Source organism: Cupriavidus sp. SK-3, from assembly GCF_000611145.1.
In the GTDB taxonomy this organism is placed as follows: Bacteria; Pseudomonadota; Gammaproteobacteria; order Burkholderiales; family Burkholderiaceae; genus Cupriavidus.
In genome coordinates this window covers 133,833-152,416 of record NZ_JFJV02000075.1, presented here as the reverse complement: position 1 = coordinate 152,416, position 18,584 = coordinate 133,833, and the positions used below count along the sequence as shown (strand labels likewise).

At 65.8% G+C, this 18,584-nt stretch carries 13 protein-coding genes and 1 pseudogene; 10 read left to right on the top strand and 4 right to left on the bottom strand.

Features of this window, described 5'->3' with window-relative positions; genetic code table 11:
• Position 1 precedes the first annotated feature (1 nt).
• From CF70_RS08310 to CF70_RS08300, 3 genes are read right to left on the bottom strand one after another with little or no spacing between them, the layout of a single operon-like run.
• Entirely contained in the window at positions 2 to 4,738 is a 4,737-nt protein-coding gene (locus tag CF70_RS08310; protein ID WP_152561734.1) for an alpha-2-macroglobulin family protein, read from the bottom strand.
• A 17-nt stretch (positions 4,739 to 4,755) separates the two neighbouring features.
• Positions 4,756 to 5,451: a DUF1175 domain-containing protein gene (locus tag CF70_RS08305; protein WP_035862879.1), complete on the bottom strand. Its 696-nt coding sequence runs from the start codon at positions 5,449 to 5,451 to the stop codon at positions 4,756 to 4,758.
• On the bottom strand, positions 5,451 to 7,232 hold the full coding sequence (locus tag CF70_RS08300; protein ID WP_035862877.1) for a DUF2138 family protein: 1,782 nt from the start codon (positions 7,230 to 7,232) through the stop codon (positions 5,451 to 5,453). Before CF70_RS08300 ends, CF70_RS08305 begins: the two co-directional genes overlap by 1 nt.
• A 261-nt stretch (positions 7,233 to 7,493) precedes the next feature.
• On the opposite strand from CF70_RS08300, the gene CF70_RS08295 reads away from it, so the two are divergent.
• Together CF70_RS08295 and CF70_RS37535 are read left to right on the top strand one after the other, a co-directional pair.
• Positions 7,494 to 8,432 (top strand): amino acid ABC transporter substrate-binding protein, encoded by a 939-nt coding sequence (locus tag CF70_RS08295; protein WP_035862875.1) that lies wholly within the window; start codon positions 7,494 to 7,496, stop codon positions 8,430 to 8,432.
• 381 nt (positions 8,433 to 8,813) lie between these two features.
• Positions 8,814 to 9,125, top strand: coding sequence for a hypothetical protein (locus CF70_RS37535; protein WP_035862874.1), 312 nt, complete (start codon positions 8,814 to 8,816; stop codon positions 9,123 to 9,125).
• A 111-nt stretch (positions 9,126 to 9,236) separates the two neighbouring features.
• Here the strand turns inward: CF70_RS37535 and CF70_RS34605 are convergent.
• Positions 9,237 to 10,013, bottom strand: a pseudogene (locus CF70_RS34605) (hypothetical protein); the annotation flags it as partial.
• Positions 10,014 to 10,258: 245 nt separating this feature from the next.
• On the opposite strand from CF70_RS34605, the gene CF70_RS08275 reads away from it, so the two are divergent.
• From CF70_RS08275 to CF70_RS08240, 8 genes are all read left to right on the top strand, one after another.
• Positions 10,259 to 10,822: an HdeD family acid-resistance protein gene (locus CF70_RS08275; RefSeq protein WP_035862870.1), complete on the top strand. Its 564-nt coding sequence runs from the start codon at positions 10,259 to 10,261 to the stop codon at positions 10,820 to 10,822.
• A gap of 533 nt (positions 10,823 to 11,355) precedes the next feature.
• Complete coding sequence (locus tag CF70_RS08270) at positions 11,356 to 13,128, top strand: glycosyltransferase family 39 protein (RefSeq protein WP_035862869.1); 1,773 nt, start codon at positions 11,356 to 11,358, stop codon at positions 13,126 to 13,128.
• Positions 13,125 to 13,496, top strand: coding sequence for a DMT family transporter (locus tag CF70_RS08265; protein ID WP_035862867.1), 372 nt, complete (start codon positions 13,125 to 13,127; stop codon positions 13,494 to 13,496). The genes CF70_RS08270 and CF70_RS08265 overlap by 4 nt, the downstream gene beginning before the upstream one ends.
• A 33-nt stretch (positions 13,497 to 13,529) precedes the next feature.
• A complete protein-coding gene (locus CF70_RS08260; RefSeq protein ID WP_035862865.1) occupies positions 13,530 to 14,693 on the top strand; it encodes a DegT/DnrJ/EryC1/StrS family aminotransferase in 1,164 nt (387 codons plus the stop codon).
• Positions 14,672 to 15,664 (top strand): glycosyltransferase, encoded by a 993-nt coding sequence (locus CF70_RS08255; RefSeq protein WP_035862864.1) that lies wholly within the window; start codon positions 14,672 to 14,674, stop codon positions 15,662 to 15,664. Before CF70_RS08260 ends, CF70_RS08255 begins: the two co-directional genes overlap by 22 nt.
• On the top strand, positions 15,652 to 16,593 hold the full coding sequence (locus tag CF70_RS08250; RefSeq protein ID WP_035862862.1) for a formyltransferase: 942 nt from the start codon (positions 15,652 to 15,654) through the stop codon (positions 16,591 to 16,593). Before CF70_RS08255 ends, CF70_RS08250 begins: the two co-directional genes overlap by 13 nt.
• The gene (locus tag CF70_RS08245; protein WP_051648144.1) at positions 16,590 to 17,642 is read left to right on the top strand and encodes a bifunctional UDP-4-keto-pentose/UDP-xylose synthase; all 1,053 of its coding nucleotides are present in this window, start codon (positions 16,590 to 16,592) and stop codon (positions 17,640 to 17,642) included. The genes CF70_RS08250 and CF70_RS08245 overlap by 4 nt, the downstream gene beginning before the upstream one ends.
• Before the next feature lie 13 nt (positions 17,643 to 17,655).
• The gene (locus CF70_RS08240) at positions 17,656 to 18,546 is read left to right on the top strand and encodes a polysaccharide deacetylase family protein (protein ID WP_035862861.1); all 891 of its coding nucleotides are present in this window, start codon (positions 17,656 to 17,658) and stop codon (positions 18,544 to 18,546) included.
• Positions 18,547 to 18,584 lie beyond the last annotated feature (38 nt).

The window sequence follows — 18,584 nt, the reverse complement described above, 5'->3', positions numbered from 1 at the left end:
CTCACTCCACCGTCAGGGGGAAGCCGGCCGTCTTGCCGTCGCCTTGCAGGGCCTTGGCATCCGGCTGGTACATGCGGAAATAGCGCACCGGCGGCAGGTTGAACTTGCCCGGCAGCGAGAACCGCACCAGTTGGCGCAGCACCACCGGGCGCTCCAGCGAGACCACCGGCTGGTGATAGGACAGCATGCCCATCTCGTAGGTGACAGCGCGCTGGAACGGCTGCAGGCCCGTGGCCTTGTTGTCCGGATCCGGCAGCCCCTCGATGCGCAGGCCCCAGGTCGTGCCTTCGACCTCGCCGCCCGGCGGCAGCGGTGCCTCTACCAGGCCGTAGCGGAACATGCCCTGGCGCGGGCTCAGCACGATCTCGTCGACATAGAGCGTATTGCTGTCGAGTTTGTCGCCCGGCTTGACCGGCTTGGCCGAGAACGCCAGGCCAGCCGTACCCGCGGCGGCTGCCTCGGCTTGCTTGCCCTCCTTCGCGGCGCCATCGCTGGTGGGTACCAGGCGATAGAGCTTGCGTTCGACGCCGACAGGCAGGCGCGAGGTTTCCTGGGCGCGGCTGCGGTAGGACAACACCGCATTCGTATTGAACGATTGCGACGCAGCTTCCATGTTCTGCGGCACGGTGAGGGCCAGCGTCTCGGGCAGTTGCGGCCCGTTCCAGCGCCATTCCGGCAGGCCTAGCTGGCTACGCGCGGCCTTCCAGTTGCCCTGCGGCACCCGCAGCGCGGGATCGCTTTCGCCGGCCAGGCCACGGCCCAGGCCGCCGCCAAGGGCTTTGTTGAGCCAGACCAGCGTCACCGCCCGGTCGATGGTGGGCGAGGCGGCGCCGGCGCGCGCCAGCAGCGCCTGCACGTCGGAGGTGGCTGCGCCCTTGCCGGCCATCAGAAGCAGGCTCTGCACCAGCGGCGACGGGTCGTTAGCCAGTGCCTGGCGCGCGGCGTCCGCGGCACCGGCGAGGCCTTCCGGCATCGGCTGGCCGATCTGCCTGTAAAGCTGCGCCGCCAGCACCGCCGCCACGCGGCGGCCTTGCAGCGAATCCGGCGCGGCGAACACCAGGCTTTCGCCCGCCGCGGCACCGGGCGCATCGGCACCGGGACGCGCCAGCTCACCGGCCAAACCGCCGAGCTGCGTGGCGACCGGCAGGCCCATTTCGTTGATGAACCAGAGGGCTAGCGTGCGATGCAGCAGCGGCTCCTTCATGGCCTGCTTGTAGGCTTCCAGCGTGCGCTTCCAGTGATCGGGTGGCAAGCTGATGCCCACGGCACGCGTTGCCAGCCAATCGGCGTAGTAGGCATAGGCCGTCAGCAGCGCGCTATTGCCCACCGTATCGCCCCACCAGCCAAACTGGCCATTGACACCGGCCAGCAGCGCCAGGCGCTGGCGCTGAGTGCGCAGCAGGGCATCGATGCCCTGCGTGCCGCCGCCGGTGTCGGCACCGGCGGCCGCAAGGCTGCGCTGCGCCAAAGCCAGCGGGATCAGCCGGCTGGCCGTCTGCTCGGTGCAGCCGTAGGGATAGGCCAGCAGATCGTCGGCCACGCGGGCGAACTGGCTGGCGGCGCCATCCACGAAGCGCAGGCGCACATCCTGCGCATCCGCCGGCAGCTTGAACGCGGCGTTGGCCCCGGCCAGCGGCAACGTCAGCTCTCGCTGCGAGAGCCAGCCAGTGGGCTCGACCGTGAGCGTGGTCTGCAAGCGATCCACCGTCTTGCCCTGCACCTTGATCTCGGCATTGACCACGCCGCTCTGCAAGACGCTTTGCGAGACCGGCAGGCGCACGTAGTTGGCGCCACGCTTGAGCGCCACGCTCTGGTTGACGTTCAGGCCGGCGCCGATCACCACGAGATCCGCCGCCACTTCCTGCTCGCCCTGGTTGAAGGCCACCATGTCGATGCGCGGGGCGTCCTCGGCACGGTAGCGCTGCGGCCCGGTCCACTTCAGATACAGGCCCTTGTCGGAACGGATGCTGGCGGTGCGCTGCCCGACCATGCCATCGCCCGACATGGCACGCACCGTGACGCGCCAGCGGGTCAGCGAATCGGGCATGGTGAAGCTCATGCGTGTCCGCCCGTCGGCGCCGGTACGCAGGTTGGCCTCCCACGCAGCAGTGTCCTTCTCATCGCGGCGCGGGCGCTCCAGCACCTTCACGCCGCGCTCGTTGTAGCGGCCCCGCTCCGGCCCGCCAGCACCCGGCTGGGCCGAGACGGCAAGGTCGTAGCCGATGAAACTCAGGCTGGACGTGGTGCGCACGCTGTTGCGGCGTGGATGGTAGAAAAAGTCGACGATGCTCGGCGCGATCTCCGGCTGCAGCACATAGACCATCTCGTCGACCACGCTGACGGTGAGATTGGCCGGCACGGGCTTGCCGTCAAAGGCGCTCGTCAGGTCCAGCGTGACCGTGTCGCCAGGGGCATAGACAGGCTTGTCGCTCCTGACCGTCAGTTCGATGGTCGGTTGCACCACGGCAATGCCGGCGTTCTGGAACACATAATCGCCGTCCTTCACGTACAGCACCGAGAACGTCATGTTGGGGCTGAAATCGTTGCCCACCTTGATGCGTGCGCGCCACTGCTTGTCGGTGACCTTCTCCAGCGAGAGCCAGTCGCCGCCCCTGGACAGCAGGCCGCGCCGCTCCACCCGGTCGCGCTCCAGCGTCAGCAAGGCGTCTTCCACGGCGAGCGGGAACGTCACCAGCGCCTCGGCGGTGTCGCCGATGCGGTAGCGGTCGCGATCGAACACGATCTCGATATTGCCCGGCACGGTCTGCAGGCCCTCGCCCGCCACCCAGTGGCTGGCGGCGGCCAGCAGATTGCCGGCGCCATCCTTGACGGAGAGCGTGTACGAACCCGGCTGCTCGAACTTGACCGGGAACGCCAGTGCACCGTTTGCGGCTGCGCTGAGCGCGCCTTCGCTGCGGGTGCGCGACTCGAGCCGCACCAGCTCCCATTTGGCGGGGGCCTGCGCCGGTGACTGACCGGTAGCCGCAAGCGCCTGCAACTGGAAGGTCACGCTCTGGCCGGGGTTGGTGAAATTGGCAGGCGCGGTCAGCTTGTACGGCGTGGCGCCGCGCGCGATCAGCAGTTCGCGCGTGACCTTGACCCGATAGGCCGCACCGTCGTTGGCAAACACCGTGACCACGTAACGGCTCGGATCCCTGGCCGCGGGCAGGGTCAGCGCGGCATTGCCGCTGCCGTCGGTGGTCAGTTCCTGTTGCTCCAGCTTGACCGGGAACAGGCCGGCGTACTGCAACTCGCCCTCCACCATCGTCACCTGCTGCGCGCGCAGGCTGACAGACAGCCTGGCATCCTTGACGGGCTTGCCGTCCGGATAGCGCAACTGGATCTTGCCCTTGACCGCCTCGCCAGTTGCGTAGTCGGACTTGTCCAGTGCGAGATTGACGTCGAAATGCGGCTTGATGTATTCCGCCACGCGGAAAGCGCCGCCGTAGGTATTGCCGCCATAGTCGAAGCGCAGCGTATAGCCGCCGGCTAGTGCATTGGCCGGCAGCGTGAAGCGCGCATCGGCGCCATTGTCGGCCGCCAGCGCGGTACCGATCGAAGCCAGTGGCGCGCCATTGGGGTCCAGGACCTCCAGCTTGATATCGCCCGCCGCGGCCGGCCCCGATTCGGTGGCGTTGCGGAAATTGCGGCCGACGAACTTGACCCGGACCTCGTCGCCGGGGCGGTATAGGGGCCGGTCGGTGAAGGCGTACAGCTTGGTGTTGTAGATCTCGCTGTCGTAGTAGAAGTTTTCCGAGATAAAGGCACCGCCGGCCGGGTCCACGCCCAGCAGGTAGCTGCGTTCCGGGCTGGTGTGGGCCAGTTCCGCCGCACCGTCGGCGCCGGTGGTCGCGCTCTGCAGCACGCCCAGGCCATCGGTCCAGGACAGGCTGGCGCCGGCAACGGGACGCCCGCTCTTGCGGTGCGCGGCCCAGACCAGCATGCCGTTGCCCGTGCTCTTGGTGATGGCCACGGTGTCGGAGACGAACAGCAGCGTATGGGCACGGTAAGTGCCGATAATGGCTTCGACGATATACAGGCCCGGTTTGAGCTTGCCCAGCGGCACCATCACGTTGCCGGCGTCGCGCGGCAGGAATTCGCTGCTGCTGCCTTCGAGCTTGACGTCCTTCGGGGGCTGGATCTCCCTGGCATCCCAGATCGGGTAGCGGAAACGCTCGACCACGTCATAGCCCTTGAGTGGCTCATACTGCGGATTGTTCTCGAAGCGGGTGGGCTGGGCGATCTGGTCCCCCATGCTGAACTGCGGGGATTCCTCCACCGCCTTGCTGCGGGTGGCGAACGACAGCACGCGCTGCCACGCGCGGCGCGCCTGCTTGTACCAGCTATCCCAGAGGTAGGACAGGGTATTGGCCAGCCCTTCTCCGCGGTAATTCGCCTTGACGTCGATGCGGTGGAGGTTCTTTTGCGCCTTCAGGAAGGCAATCGGGTCCGCGACCCGGTACACCAGGACATCGGCGCCACCGTAGCGTTGCAGCTCGCTCTTGTATTCGCGCCCCGGTGCTTCCAGCCGTACCTGCGCGGTCTGGTCACTGCCGAAACTGGCGTCCGACAGCAGGAAGAACGGCTGCCCCTGAAAGGCGCTGTAGCCGCTGGACGGCACCGTATCCAGCGTGGCGCCGGGCTGCCCCGCAGCGGCTGCATGGGCACAGGCCAGCAGGGCAAGCGCCAGCAGCATGCGGGCAATCACGGAATTCAGGAACGCGCTCGCGCGCATCATGACGACAGGCATCGTCTTTACCTCGACAAAAAGGCGAAACGGAATACGCCGATGAAATTGGGATTGCCGTCCTGCGGCTGCCAGCGCGAATCGTTCCATTGCATCAGACGGGAAAGGGTGACGGCACGCAGGCCGTTATCGGTACTGGTCACGGTGCCGGTGTGGTAGGCCAGGTACTGGCCCATCCAGATCATCAGGTGCTGTTCGTCGCCCTGGTCGTAGAAAAGCAGGTCGCCGGGCTGGGCCAGGTTGACGTTCCGGGCAACGAAGCGGCTATTGCCCTGCACCAGCGCAAGGGCCGAGGCATAAGCCCCTGTACTGCCGTCGGCGCGGGTCCAGCGCTGGCCAAGCGTTCGCTGGCCCGGGCTCAGGCTCAGCTCAGGCGGCAGCTGGCGTGCCGAAGCACCGCCTTGCATGCCGTTGGCACGCAGCCAGCGTGTGTCATGCACCTTGAGCGCCTCGGCCACGGCAAAGCGCACCAGACCCGCGCAATCGCGCTGGTACCAGCGCGGAGTCGGGCCCTGGCGCAATTGCTCGCCAACGATGCGTACGAACCATGCGCGAAACGCCGCCGACTGCGTGACATCGAGCGAGTCCGCCCCGGACGTGCCGGTATCCAGGCCCGACAAGGCCCAGGCGCGGCCGCTGCCAGCCAGCGGCAAGCCAGCCGCCAGCGCCGCCAGCATTGCGCGGCGGCCTCGGCTTGCAGCCATTACTGCGCGGCCTCTTGCGCCGACGGGGTGGCCAACGGTGCCGCAGCCAGCACGCCGCGCGGCGGCAAGCCTGCCTGTTGCCAGTTCACCTGCACCCATCCACGTCCGGAAGGCAGGCTGTCGGCCAGCACCAATGACACCGCCGGGTAGGCCGCCAGCGCCTTCAGCTTGGGGAACAGGTGCGCGCGCGCCGCGTTCAGGAACAAGGCCTCCTGGTCCGCGGGCAATGCCTTCGTGGCCTCGCGCCGCACCAGGGGCGCCAGCGCCGAAGGGGTGAAGCTCAGCACGGTGCGAGCCTGCTGGCCGCGCTGCATGGTGTCGGCCGCCGCCGGAAAGCGCTTGCCCTGTACCGCCAGCGCATCGTCGACCAGCGAACCGTCAGGCGAGAACAGCACGGTATTGCCAGCCAGCGCCAGCGTCACGGGGAAATAGGCGCCCGCCGACAACTGGGCCGCGAACGGCGCACCCTTGGCCTCGCGCGTGCCGTAGGGCGAGCTGACCGCGCGCGACCAGAGCACGGCCCCGCCGGCGCCCTCGCGGTTCTGCACCGGCAGCCGCGCGTACGCGCCCTTCTCGCCACCGGCATTGGGCTCGTAGGCGCCGATCACCTGCCCGAACAGACTCGCCAGTACCGGGCGCAGCGTGGCGGCGGCGTCAGCCGACTTGATCCGCGCGACGAACAGAGGCGCCACCAGCGCCGACTTGCTGTACCAGCACACCGCGGCCGGGCCGTCGAAGGCCTGCCCCACCTGCGTTGCCAGTTCCTCCTTGCCGTCACTGACCTTTTGCAACATCTTGCCGGCGGCCTGCCAGTCGACCGGCAGCGTGGCGCAAGCGGCAGGGTCGGCCGGCAAGGCCTTCCAGAGTTCGGCCGTGTTCCACTGGCCGGGCAGGCGCGCGCCATCTACCAGCACCGCGCTGCGCCAGACGGCATCGTCGGCTCCAGCCTCGGGGGCGGCGCCGGCAAGATCGAAGCGCAGCGCTTCGATGCCTGGAAAGAAGGCTTGGTAGCCGAACGAGAGGTAGTTCGCCCCCACCACCACACGGTGGCCCTTGGGCGGACCCTTGGCGGCATCCAGCGCGAACGATTGCAGCGGGGCCTCGCGGGCGCCGGCGTCGTCGGACAGCCAGGCGGCCACTGCCCTGGCGCGGGCCGCAATCGGTTTGCTCTCGGCGTCCAGCAACATGCCCGCTTCGGACAGGACCACCAGCCGGTCGCCCTTGCCCGCCAGCAGCAGGCTGCGCGCCGGCCCGATCCGCAGCGCGTACAGTGGCGTGCCGTCGATTTCGCCGACGCGGCTCAGTTGCGTGTCGGCCGGGGCGATGGTGCCCAGAGTCTGCAGCACCTTGGCCAGCCCGTTGCGCTCCATCGACAGCGCCCAATAGCGCAAGGTGCCATCGGCGCCGCGCCACGCCATGAGCCGGCCCGGTTCGTCGAACACGCGCTTGAGCAATGCGTCGCTCCAGTCCAGTTCGTGTTCGAAGGCAATGCGGCGCAAGGCGCCGGCAGCGGACAGACGGCCTTCATTGTCTTCGTAGTAATTGACGAAATCTTCGGTGAGCACGTCCCGCAACAACGGCACGCGCAGCATGTCGCGCGGCAGGCTGGACAGGCTTTCGCTGTCGGCCAGCGCGTCCGGGCGGTTGAAATCAAGCTCAAGCTGGCGCGGCTGCCCCTTCCAGGCGCGGCCGAACGGGTGCCAGACCAGTTGCACCGCGACACCCGCGGCTACTGCCAGCGCAACAGCACCCAGCGCGATCTTCTTGCGCGAAATAGTCATGATTCCCTTCGCTATCGTGATCACTGCACGTCACAGACGCAGCGAACCCAGTAGCGTACCGCGCACATCCAGTCCGCCGCAACCCGACGAACGTGAAATTTTGTGAAACCGCGCCGGGCGCTGCGGGCGCCGGGAAACCGCTCATCCGCGGCATCGCATTGCCTCTGACGGATCCCCGGGCGGATATTTGCTAATGACGAAGATGTACTTTGCCTCACAAGGCCTCAGGCGTAGCCTTGCGGTTTTTGAAATATTCGACATATGTTTCCGTTTTCCACTTTGACCAGCGCCGGCGCATCGCGCGCCTCGCACCTGCTGGTCAAGCTAGTCTTCGCCGCGGCTGCCGCGCTGTCGTTCTCCGCCCCTCAGGCAGCCCAGGCGCAAAGCCCGGTACTGGACAAGATTCGCAATACCGGCACGATCGTGCTTGGCTACCGGGAATCGGCCCTGCCCTTCTCCTTCGCCGACGACAAGGGCGAGCCTGCGGGCTACGCGGTAGACCTGTGCCTGCGCGCCGCCGAAGCCGCGCGCGTGAAGCTTGGGCTGAAGACGATCAAGGTGCGATGGATGCCGCTCACGCCCCAGAACCGCATCCCGGCCGTGGTCAACGGGCTGGTGGATCTGGATTGCGCGCCCAATACCAATTCGCTGGAGCGCCAGAAGCAGGTAGCTTTCAGCGTCTCCCATTACATCTCCACGGTACGCATGCTGGTGCGCGCGGACTCCGGCATCCAGTCATTCGATGACCTGCGCGGCAAGAACGTGGTAACGAGCGCCGGCTCCACCGGCGACCGCCACGTGCGCCGCCTGAAGAGCCAGTATGGTTACCACGACATCTACGCCAAGGATCATGGCGAGTCCTTCCTGCTGCTGGAATCCGGCCGCGCCCAGGCGTTTGTGATGGACGACGTGTTGCTGTCGGGGCTGCGCGCCCGCGCCAAGGACCCGTCGCAGTTCGTAATCGTGGGTCCCGCCCTGTCGGTCGAGCAGAATGCGTTGATGATGTCCAGGGCGGACCCGGAATGGAAGCAACTCGTCGACCAGACCCTCGCGTCGGTATTCGCCGGCCCGCAGGTCGTCGCCTTGCAGAAGCAATGGTTCCAGCAGCCGATCGGCGCGCGCAATATCAATCTTGCTCTGGCGCCGAGCACGCAGGTGCGGGATGCATGGAAACACCCGTCGGACGTCGCCACGGAATAAATCCTGACGACGCATCGGAAGCCTCCGCGGCCGTCAGGCTCCCGGGGGCTTTTTTTTCGCAAGCGTCGGCGTGCGCCGGGCGCCCAACGGAGCCGAACTCGCTGCAGTGCGCGCCGACAGCCGCCAAAGTGCTCAACAATGCATATTCAGCGATAGCCGTCAAGCAAGTCTTGCCGACAAAGGCAATAGCGGCTTTCCATAAGTCAGCACAAAGCTGTGCATTTCACAATACAGCACGTGTTGACAGCCGGGCGAAATGTTGGCGACACTGGGACCAGGCGGACAAACCCGGCATGGAGCCTGGCCCTTTGCAAGGCCACCTTCCCCCGTCAGTTTCCGCGTATTCGAACCGCCGGAAGGCGGCATTTTCCAGGAGAAAACATGAATAAGTTCGTCGCGACAGCCATCGCGCTGTGCATTGGCGCCGTCTCCGTGGCTGCCCAGGCGCAATCCACCGGCAAGAAGCAATTCGACCCGTATAGCCAGGGCGCCAAGTCGGGCGAGAAGTTCGACCCGTACAGCCAGGGTGCCAAGTCCGGTGACAAGTTCGACCCGTATTCCCAGGGCGCGAACAAGAGCACCCGCACGGACCTGACCGACGCCTCGGCGCCGGAGGCCAAGAAGCCGGCCAAGAAGAGCAAGAGCAAGAGCAAGAGCAAGAAGCCTGCTGCATCGGCCGCAGCCGCCAGCTGACCGGCAAGGCGCGCCGGAATCCGGCGCTCGCCAGCAAAAAGCCCGCCGATACTGGCGGGCTTTTTGTCTTGCTCGATCCGCGCGCCCCCCCCCCGGGGGGGGGGGAACGTCAGGTGCTGTCGTGTCCAACTCCATCGCCGTGACGTCGATACGCTGTACCTTGTCCTGCTGGCGGATCTCCGTACGCAGCACGAATGCCTCGGCAGGGCAATACCAGTCCGTTACGTGCATGACGGTGGGCTCGACCTGCACCACCTCCTCTCCCACCATCAGCGGCCCCAGCGACGTCCGCTTTTCGTAGGTGATGGGCATGCACTCCTTGCGCCCCAGCACGGTATCGATCATCTGGCGCTTGCCCACATGGCGGGAGCTGACACTGATCGAGGCGTACAGCGCGCGCATGCTTCCCACGACCTCATCCGCGCCCAGCGGAAATATCTGCAGCGATACGCTGGACTCGAACGCCTCGCCCTCGATGGTGCTGCCCTCGTGGATATCCATGCCCGCATAGCTGAAGACACCCTGGCCCCTGAAGGCGGCCTCGCCATACATGCGCGCATAGCGCCCCTGCGCGTTGATGACGGCATGCTCGCTCTCAATGCTGCTACTGGCGGTAGCGGAACGGCGGTCGATATTGACCATGTGGACCTGGTTCATGATGACCGGCGGCCCCATCAGCGCGGACAATGCCGACTTGGAACGCACCTCGAGTTGCGCCCGGCATCCTGTCGGGCTCTTGGCGGTGCGCCGCAATGTCATGGTGACCGACATGGGCATGGCGCCATCGCCCTCCATCTGCACCCGTGAACCGGAACGGAACCAGGGCGCATCGCAAAGCACGGCAAGGGGCCGCGACGGCGCACTATCGGCCGGGGCCGCGGCGGCCATTGAGGTGGTCTGCGCCTGCGCAGGATTGCCCGCTGCCAGCCACACAACTCCGGCAACCGCTGCAGCCCTTGCCCTTTGCGCCTTTGTCCTCACATGATTCCTGTCTAGAATGATTTCATGCCCCCGTCCGTCCCGCCGAAGGATCGCTGGCTAGAAATTAGCGCTTTTTTGCACGCCTGTCTTGCCGATCTTCGACGGTCTTCGTTACTGCTGGCCCGGTGCCGGCAGCTTGCAAGGGAGTTCCCATGCTTCAGTATTACGCCAAGCTTTGGTGGGTCGTGGCACTACGCGGCATTTTCGCCATTGTTTTCGGGTTTTGTGCCTTTTTCGCCCCCATTGCCACGCTGGCCGCGCTCGTGCTGCTGTTCGGCGCCTTTGCCGCCGCCGACGGCATCACCGCGCTGCTGATGGCGATCTCAGGCAGCCAGCGGGAAGCCAGTGATCGCGGCATCCTCGCACTGCAGGGCCTGCTTGGGCTTGGCGTGGGCCTGCTGACCTGGTTCAGCCCCGTTGTGACTGCGTTTTCCTTGCTGTTATATATCGCCGCCTGGACGCTCGCCACGGGCGTCTTGCAGATCGTCGCCGCCATACGCCTGCGTAAGGACATTCCTAATGAATGGTGGCTGGTGCTGGCCGGACTGGTCAGCATCGTGTTCGCCTTTTTGCTGCTTTGGCAACCGCTTGCCGGCGCGCTGGCGCTCCTATGGCTGATCGGCGCCTGGGCGGTGGTGTGCGGCATCCTGCTTATCGGCGTCTCGCTGCGTTTACGCGGCGCCAGAAATACGCCCAATGCGTCACTTTTTACCTGAGAGGCGCAACCTGCCTGGATCGGCCTGGGAGCGCTGGCCCAGCGAGCGGCGGCGGGTCCCGGCGGTCGTGCTAACATTGCGCGCCTTTGTCACATAGTAACTACGGTTAGTCATGCGGCAAGGGCATGGAAGGCCAAACGCTTGGAAGGCATAAAAGCAAAGGCGGCCGGCAGGATCGATTGCCCTTATTTTGTGTCTACCGAAGCTACGGTTGCCGCGTTGTGATGTTTTCTCCGGCTCCCCCGTACCGTCTGCCCCTGGCGATCAGGGTGTGGCGCCTGCCGGAGTGATTTCCGGGGCCCCAGGGCGGCAGCGGCATGCTAAGCGTGCTGGGGGGCGCGCGCCATGGCGAACCGGTGCGCTTGCCTGCAATGGCCGCTGGCGGGGCAAACCAACGGGCCTGAAGCCGCAGTTTGTGGCGACTGGGCTACCCGGCGGCGGCAGGCGCCACGACCGTTATATTCCGTCAGGCCCGAGAATCGGCCGTTCCGGGCGCAAGCCCAACGGCCACCCGATCAGTTTCCAGGAGACGTATGCGTAGTTCCGTGACCTCGCGAGATACCTCGCGAAGCACCGCACAAGGTGTTTCGCAATCCGCCGGCCTGCCGATTGGCGCGATTGCACTGGTTTGCCTGTTTATTCTCCTGGTCTGGTTCGGCACGCTCGACGCACGCCACCTGCTGCGCTCCGATGAAGGGCGCTATGCCGAGATCGCCCGCGAGATGTTTGCCAGCGGTGACTGGGTCACGATTCGCTATAACGCGCTCAAATACTTCGAAAAGCCGCCCTTCCATATGTGGGTGACGGCCCTGTCCTACACCCTGCTCGGCGTAGGTGACTGGCAGGCCCGCCTCTGCGTGGCGCTGTCGGGCATGATCGGCCTGCTGGCTTCCGTGCTGGCGGCACATCGCTGGTATGGCGCGCGCGTCGCCCTGCTGACCGGCCTGGTCCTGGTGGCCGCGCCCATGTGGAGCGTGGCCGCGCACTTCAACTCGCTGGACATGACCCTGTCCGGCGCCATGGCCTGCGTGCTGGCCTTCATGCTGCTGGCCCAGCATCCCTCCGCCACGCCGGCCGCGCGCCGCTACTGGATGTGGGCTTGCTGGGTGGCCATGGGCGTGGCGATCCTGACCAAAGGCCTGGTGGGCATCGCCCTGCCGGGGCTGGTACTGGTGATCTACACGCTGGTTTCGCGCGATTTTGGCCTGTGGCGCCGCCTGCACCTGATCACCGGCATCGCGCTCATGCTGATCGTCACGGTGCCCTGGTTCTGGCTGGTGTCGGAGCGCAATCCGGAGTTCCTCAATTTCTTCTTTATCCATGAGCACTGGCAGCGCTATACCTCGACGGTGCACTCCCGCAAGGGCCCGCTGTGGTATTTCGTGCCGCTGCTGGTGGCCGGCTTCATCCCCTGGCTGGGCCTGATGCCGCGCATGTGGCAGGCGATGCGCGGCGGCGCCGCCGCGGCCCGCACGGCCGCCGTCAAACCATTCCAGCCGGCGTTGCTGGCAGGGATCTGGGCCATTGCCATTTTTGTCTTTTTCAGCCTGTCCAGCTCCAAGCTGCCCGGCTACATCGTGCCGATCTTCCCGGCTCTGGCTATCCTGGCGGCGGTCGCGCTCAAGGAGATTGACGAGAAGGCCTGGAAGCGCCAGCTCAATGGCATGCTGGTAGTGGCTGCGCTCGGCTTGCTGGCCAGCCCCGTGGTGGCCACCCTGAACTCCGACAATACGCCCAATGAACTGTACCGCCTGTTCGCGGTGTGGGTTGGCGCGGCCTTCGTGCTGATGCTCGGCGGCATCTTCCTGGCGCGCAAGCTGCTGGCCAGCAAAGGCCTGATGGTCAGCATCACGTTCTATGCGCTGGGCATGTTCAGCAGCTTTACCGTAGCGCTGCTCGGCCATGAAGTGATGGGGCGGCCGACTTCGGGCGTGGACATGGTCCCGGCCATCAAGGCGGTCCTTACCGATGACATGCCGATCTACGGCGTGCGCATGCTGGACCACACCCTGCCTTATTACCTGCGCCGCACCACCATCATGGTGGAATGGCCCGACGAACTCGAGTTCGGCACCAAGCAGGAGCCCGGGAAATGGCTGCCCACGCTGGAAGCCTTTATTGCAAAATGGCAGGATGGCCAGCACGCCGTAGGTATCATGTCGGCCTCCACCTACAAGCTGCTTGAAGAGCGCAAGGTGCCGATGTACAAGATTGGGCAAGACAAGCGCCGCGTGGCGGTCACCAATTTCCCGCCCCCCGGCCAGGCGCCGGCAGCAACCCCGCAAGAACCGAACCGCGCGCCATGACGCTTTCCACCTTCGCATTCATCTTTACTGGCGTGCTGCTTAATGCGTGCGCCCAGTTGCTGCTCAAGGCCGGCACCAACGCGGTGGGCGCCATCACGCTCGACCGCGCCACGCTGTTCACCACCGCCCTACGCGTGTTGACGCAGTGGCCGGTGCTGGCCGGGCTGACCCTGTATGTGGTCAGTGTCGGCGTATGGATCGTCGGCTTGTCGCGCGTCGATGTGTCGATCGCCTACCCGATGCTGTCGCTCGGATATGTAGTGAATGCCCTGGCTGCCTGGTACCTGTTCGGCGAAATGATCGGCCCGATGCGCGTGGCCGGCATGCTGCTGATCCTCGCAGGCGTGTTCCTTGTTGCCCGTTCCTGATTACCGTCACCCCGTACCAAGAGCCTGATCGCCATGACCGCTACCGCTGTGCAAGCCTTCCTGCCCTTCGTCAAGCCGAATATTGACGCCGATGCCATCGCCGAGGTCGGCAAGGTGCTGGCCTCGGGCTGGATCACCTCCGGCCCCAAGATGCACGCTTTCGAGGCCGCCCTGTCCGAGCTGTTCGGCGGCCGCCCCGTGCGCACCTTCGCCAATGGCTCGGCGACGATGGAAATCGCGCTGCGCGTGGCCAATATCGGCCCCGGCGACGAAGTCATCACCACCCCGATTACCTGGGTGGCCACGGCCAATGTCGTGATCACGGTGGGCGCCAGGCCCGTCTTCGTCGACATCGACCCGCGCACACGCAATATCGATCTTGACGCGGTGGAAGCCGCCATCACGCCGCGCACGCGCGCCATCATGCCGGTCTACCTGTCGGGCCTGCCGGTGGACATGGACCGTCTCTACGCAATCGCCCGCAAGCATGATCTGCGCGTGATCGAAGACGCCGCGCAGGCCATCGACTCGCGCTGGCGCGGCCAGCGCATCGGCGCCTTCGGCGACCTCGTCAGCTTCAGCTTCCAGGCCAACAAGAACATCACCAGCATCGAAGGCGGCTGCCTGGTGATGAACTCGCCCGAGGAAGCCCAGCGCGCCGAGCGCCTGCGCCTGCAAGGCGTGATCCGCACCGGCATGGACGGCATGGACGTGGAAGAGCCCGGCGGCAAATTCAACCTGACCGATGTCAACGCCGCCATCGGCCTGTCGCAGCTCGCCCACCTGGACGCCATCACCGCGCGCCGCGCCGAACTGGCGGAAACCTATTTCCGCTGTGCGGCCGACAGCGGCCTGGCCGAACTCGGCATCGAACTGCCGCTGCCGCGCGACGGCGACCTGGCCACCACCAACTGGCATATGTTCCAGGTGGTACTGCCGGCCGAACGTATCGAAGGCGGGCGCAACGCCGTGATGGAAGCCATGCGCGAGCGTGGCATCGGCACCGGCGTGCACTACCCCGCCTTGCACCTGTTTTCTTATTACCGCTCCCTGGGCTGGCGCGAAGGCATGCTGCCGCATGCCGAACGCATCGGTCGGGGCATCGTCACGCTGCCGATGTTCCCCGCCATGCAAGCCGCCGATGTGGAGCGGGTATGCGCAACTCTTAGCGAAACATGCAAACGCCTCTTCAAATGAGCCCAGTCGAAGTCTCGGTCGTCATCCCTGTCTACAACGAGGAAGACGGCCTGCAAGCCCTGTTCGACCGGCTCTACCCGGCAATGGACGGACTCGGCTGCAGCTACGAGGTCATCTTCGTCAACGACGGCAGTCGCGACCGTTCGGCGCAGATCCTGGCCAGCCAGTTCCATCAGCGCCCGGATGTCACGCGCGTGGTGCTGTTCAACGGCAACTTTGGCCAGCACATGGCCATCCTGGCCGGCTTCGAGCACACCCGCGGCAAGATCGTGATCACCCTTGACGCCGACCTGCAAAACCCGCCGGAAGAAATCCCGCGGCTGGTGGCAACCATGCGCGAAGGCCACGACTACGTCGGCACCATCCGCCGCGAGCGCAACGACACCGCCTTCCGCCGCATTGCCTCCCGCGCCATGAACCGGCTGCGCGAACGCATCACACGCATCAAGATGACCGATCAGGGCTGCATGCTGCGCGCCTACGACCGCAACGTCATCGACACCATCAACGCCTGCCGCGAGGTGAACACCTTCATTCCCGCGCTGGCTTATACCTTCTCCTCCAACCCGGTCGAGATCGTGGTGGAGCACGAGGAGCGCCACGCCGGCGAATCCAAGTACTCGCTGTTCCAGCTGATCCGGCTGAACTTCGACCTGGTGACCGGCTTCTCGATCGTGCCGCTGCAGTGGTTCTCCGCCATCGGCACGCTGCTTTCGCTGGCATCCGCCGGCCTGGTGGCCGTGCTGCTGGTACGGCGCTTTGTTCTCGGCGCGGAAGTGCAGGGGGTGTTCACCCTGCTCGCCTTCAACTTCTTCCTGGTGGGCATCATGCTGTTCGGCATCGGCCTGCTGGGCGAATACATCGGGCGCATCTACCAGGAGGTGCGCAACCGTCCGCGCTACCGCATCCAGGCCGTGCTCGAAGGCAGCCCGGAGCAGCAAAAGAAACCGGAGCCCTCGTGCGCGCAGTAGTCTTTGCTTATCACAACGTCGGCGACCGCTGCCTGCGCACGCTACGCGCGCGCGGCGTGGAGGTGGCGCTGGTGGTCACCCACCGCGACCGCCCCGATGAAAACATCTGGTTCCGCCGCGTTGCCGATACCGCCGCCGAACTCGGCCTGCCCGTCATGTACGGCGAAGACCCGGCCGACCCGGCGCTGGCCGCCGCGGTGGCCGCCGCGCGCCCGGACGTGATCTTCTCCTTCTACTACCGCGCGATGATTCCCGCGGCAGTGCTGGCGCTGGCACCGCAAGGCGCGTTCAATATGCACGGCTCTCTGCTGCCCAGGTATCGTGGCCGCGTGCCGGTGAACTGGGCGGTTCTGCACGGCGAAACCGAGACCGGTGCCACGCTGCACGCCATGGAAGCCAAGCCGGATGCCGGCTATATCGTTGACCAGACCTCCGTGCCGATCCTGCCCGACGACACCGCCGGCGAAGTCTTCGAGAAGGTGACCGTCGCCGCCGAGCAAACGTTGTGGCGCGCCCTGCCCGCCATGATGGCCGGCAACACGCCGCAATTGCCCAACCGTCTGGCCGAAGGCAGCTACTTCTCGGGCCGCAAGCCCGAGGATGGCCGCATCGACTGGCAGCAACCCGCCGCGCAGGTGTATAACCTGATCCGCGCGGTAGCGCCGCCCTATCCCGGCGCCTTCACCGAGATCGGCGGACGCCGCTTCGTGGTGGCCCAGGCTCGCCGCCCGCAGGCGGCCCTGTTCCAGTCCGCCAGCGCCGCCCGCCCGGGCTTGCACGTGATCGACGGGCAGATCGTCGGCGTGTGCGGCGATGGCGGCGTGATCCTTGTACGCGAACTGCTGGACGATGGCGGCACCGCCGCCCCGGTCCCGGCAGACGCGCTTTCCGTATTTCTTACCGCATTGTCCAAAGAGGAAAACCGATGAAAAAGGTCCTGATTCTTGGCGTCAACGGCTTCATCGGCCACCACCTGACGCGCCGCATTCTCGAAACCACGTCGTGGGAAGTCTACGGCATGGACATGTCCAGCGACCGCCTTGGCGACCTGATCGACCATCCGCGCATGCACTTCTTTGAAGGTGACATCACCATCAACAAGGAGTGGATCGAGTACAACATCCGCAAGTGCGACGTGGTGCTGCCGCTGGTGGCCATCGCCACCCCCGCCACCTACGTGCGCCAGCCGCTGCGTGTGTTCGAACTGGACTTCGAAGCCAACCTGCCGATCGTGCGCGCCGCCGTGAAGTACGGCAAGCACCTGGTGTTCCCGTCCACCTCCGAGGTGTACGGCATGTGCCACGACGACGAATTCGACCCGGAATCCTCCGAACTGATCTGTGGCCCGATCAACAAGCCGCGCTGGATCTATGCCTGCTCGAAGCAGTTGATGGACCGCGTGATCCACGCCTACGGCATGGAGCAAGGCCTGAACTACACGCTGTTCCGTCCGTTCAACTGGATCGGCGCCGGCCTGGATTCGATCTTCGAATCGAAGGAAGGCTCCTCGCGCGTGGTGACCCAGTTCCTGGGCCACATCGTGCGCGGCGAACCGATCAAGCTGGTGGATGGCGGCGCGCAGAAGCGTGCCTTTGCCGACGTCACCGACGGCATCAGCGCCCTGATGCGCATCATCGAGAATCCGGACGGCGTTGCCAGCGGCAAGATCTACAACATCGGCAACCCGCGCAATATCCACTCCGTGCGCGAACTGGCCGAGATGATGCTGAAGATGGCCGGCGACTACCCCGAGTACGCGGAAGAAGCCAAGAAGACCCAGATCGTTGAAACGTCCTCCGGCGACTTCTACGGCAAGGGCTACCAGGACGTGCAGAACCGCGTGCCGAAGATCGACAACACCGTGGAAGAACTCGGCTGGAAGCCCGAGGTCAGCATGGAAGACGCGCTGCGCGCCATCTTCGAAGCCTACCGCGGCAAAGTCGTGGAAGCGCGCACCCTGGTCGATTCGGCCAACTGAGCGCAAGCACCCGATGGCCCGTATCGCCCTCAAGGTCGACGTCGACACGCTGCGCGGCACCCGCGAAGGCGTGCCGGCGCTGCTCTCCATGCTGGCCCGCGTGCGGGCCGAGGCTACGTTTCTCTTCAGCCTTGGCCCGGACCATACCGGCTGGGCGCTGCGGCGCGTGTTCCGGCCCGGCTTCCTGAAGAAAGTCTCGCGCACCTCGGTGGTGTCGAACTATGGCTTGCGCACGCTGATGTACGGCGTGCTGCTGCCCGGCCCCGACATCGGCCGCAAAGGCGCGGCCGAGATGCGCGCGGCGCGTGCGGCGGGACACGAATGCGGCATCCATACCTGGGACCATGTCTACTGGCAGGACAACGTGCGCGAGCGCGATGCCGCCTGGACCCGGCGCCAGATGCAGAGCGCATTCGACCGCTACGTCGAGATCTTCGGCGAAGCGCCGCCCACGCATGGCGCCGCCGGCTGGCAGATGAACGATGATGCCTTCCGCCAGATCGACGACTGGGGCATGGCGTATGCTTCCGACGGCCGCGGCACCGCGCCGTACATCCCCTCCGTTGATGGCGTCGCATGCCGCCATGTGCAGATGCCCACCACGCTGCCAACGCTGGACGAGCTCATCGGCGTGGACGACCTGACCGAGGACAACGTCCACAAGGCAGTGCTGCGCCTGAGCGAAGGCGAGCGCGACCACGTCTTCACGCTGCACACGGAACTGGAAGGCGGGAAACTTGCGCCGGTGTTCAACCGGCTGCTGGATGGCTGGCGCGCGCAAGGACATGAACTGGTATCGATGGGCACGTTCTACCGCCATCTCGATCCTGCCAGCCTGCCGACGGCGCCTGTAACCTGGGGCGCTATCGAAGGCCGCAGCGGCGAGTTGATCATCCAGCCCTGACACCGCGGCAAAAGGACAAAAGGACGAAAGGATTCGCG

Bases quoted from the DNA above. Each gene is read 5' to 3' on its own strand.
- CF70_RS08310 (WP_152561734.1), bottom strand. From the start codon at position 4,738: ATGATGCGCGCGAGCGCGTTCCTGAATTCCGTGATTGCCCGCATGCTG.
- CF70_RS08305 (WP_035862879.1), bottom strand. From the start codon at position 5,451: ATGGCTGCAAGCCGAGGCCGCCGCGCAATGCTGGCGGCGCTGGCGGCT.
- CF70_RS08300 (WP_035862877.1), bottom strand. From the start codon at position 7,232: ATGACTATTTCGCGCAAGAAGATCGCGCTGGGTGCTGTTGCGCTGGCA.
- CF70_RS08295 (WP_035862875.1), top strand. From the start codon at position 7,494: ATGTTTCCGTTTTCCACTTTGACCAGCGCCGGCGCATCGCGCGCCTCG.
- CF70_RS37535 (WP_035862874.1), top strand. From the start codon at position 8,814: ATGAATAAGTTCGTCGCGACAGCCATCGCGCTGTGCATTGGCGCCGTC.
- CF70_RS08275 (WP_035862870.1), top strand. From the start codon at position 10,259: ATGCTTCAGTATTACGCCAAGCTTTGGTGGGTCGTGGCACTACGCGGC.
- CF70_RS08270 (WP_035862869.1), top strand. From the start codon at position 11,356: ATGCGTAGTTCCGTGACCTCGCGAGATACCTCGCGAAGCACCGCACAA.
- CF70_RS08265 (WP_035862867.1), top strand. From the start codon at position 13,125: ATGACGCTTTCCACCTTCGCATTCATCTTTACTGGCGTGCTGCTTAAT.
- CF70_RS08260 (WP_035862865.1), top strand. From the start codon at position 13,530: ATGACCGCTACCGCTGTGCAAGCCTTCCTGCCCTTCGTCAAGCCGAAT.
- CF70_RS08255 (WP_035862864.1), top strand. From the start codon at position 14,672: ATGCAAACGCCTCTTCAAATGAGCCCAGTCGAAGTCTCGGTCGTCATC.
- CF70_RS08245 (WP_051648144.1), top strand. From the start codon at position 16,590: ATGAAAAAGGTCCTGATTCTTGGCGTCAACGGCTTCATCGGCCACCAC.
- CF70_RS08240 (WP_035862861.1), top strand. From the start codon at position 17,656: ATGGCCCGTATCGCCCTCAAGGTCGACGTCGACACGCTGCGCGGCACC.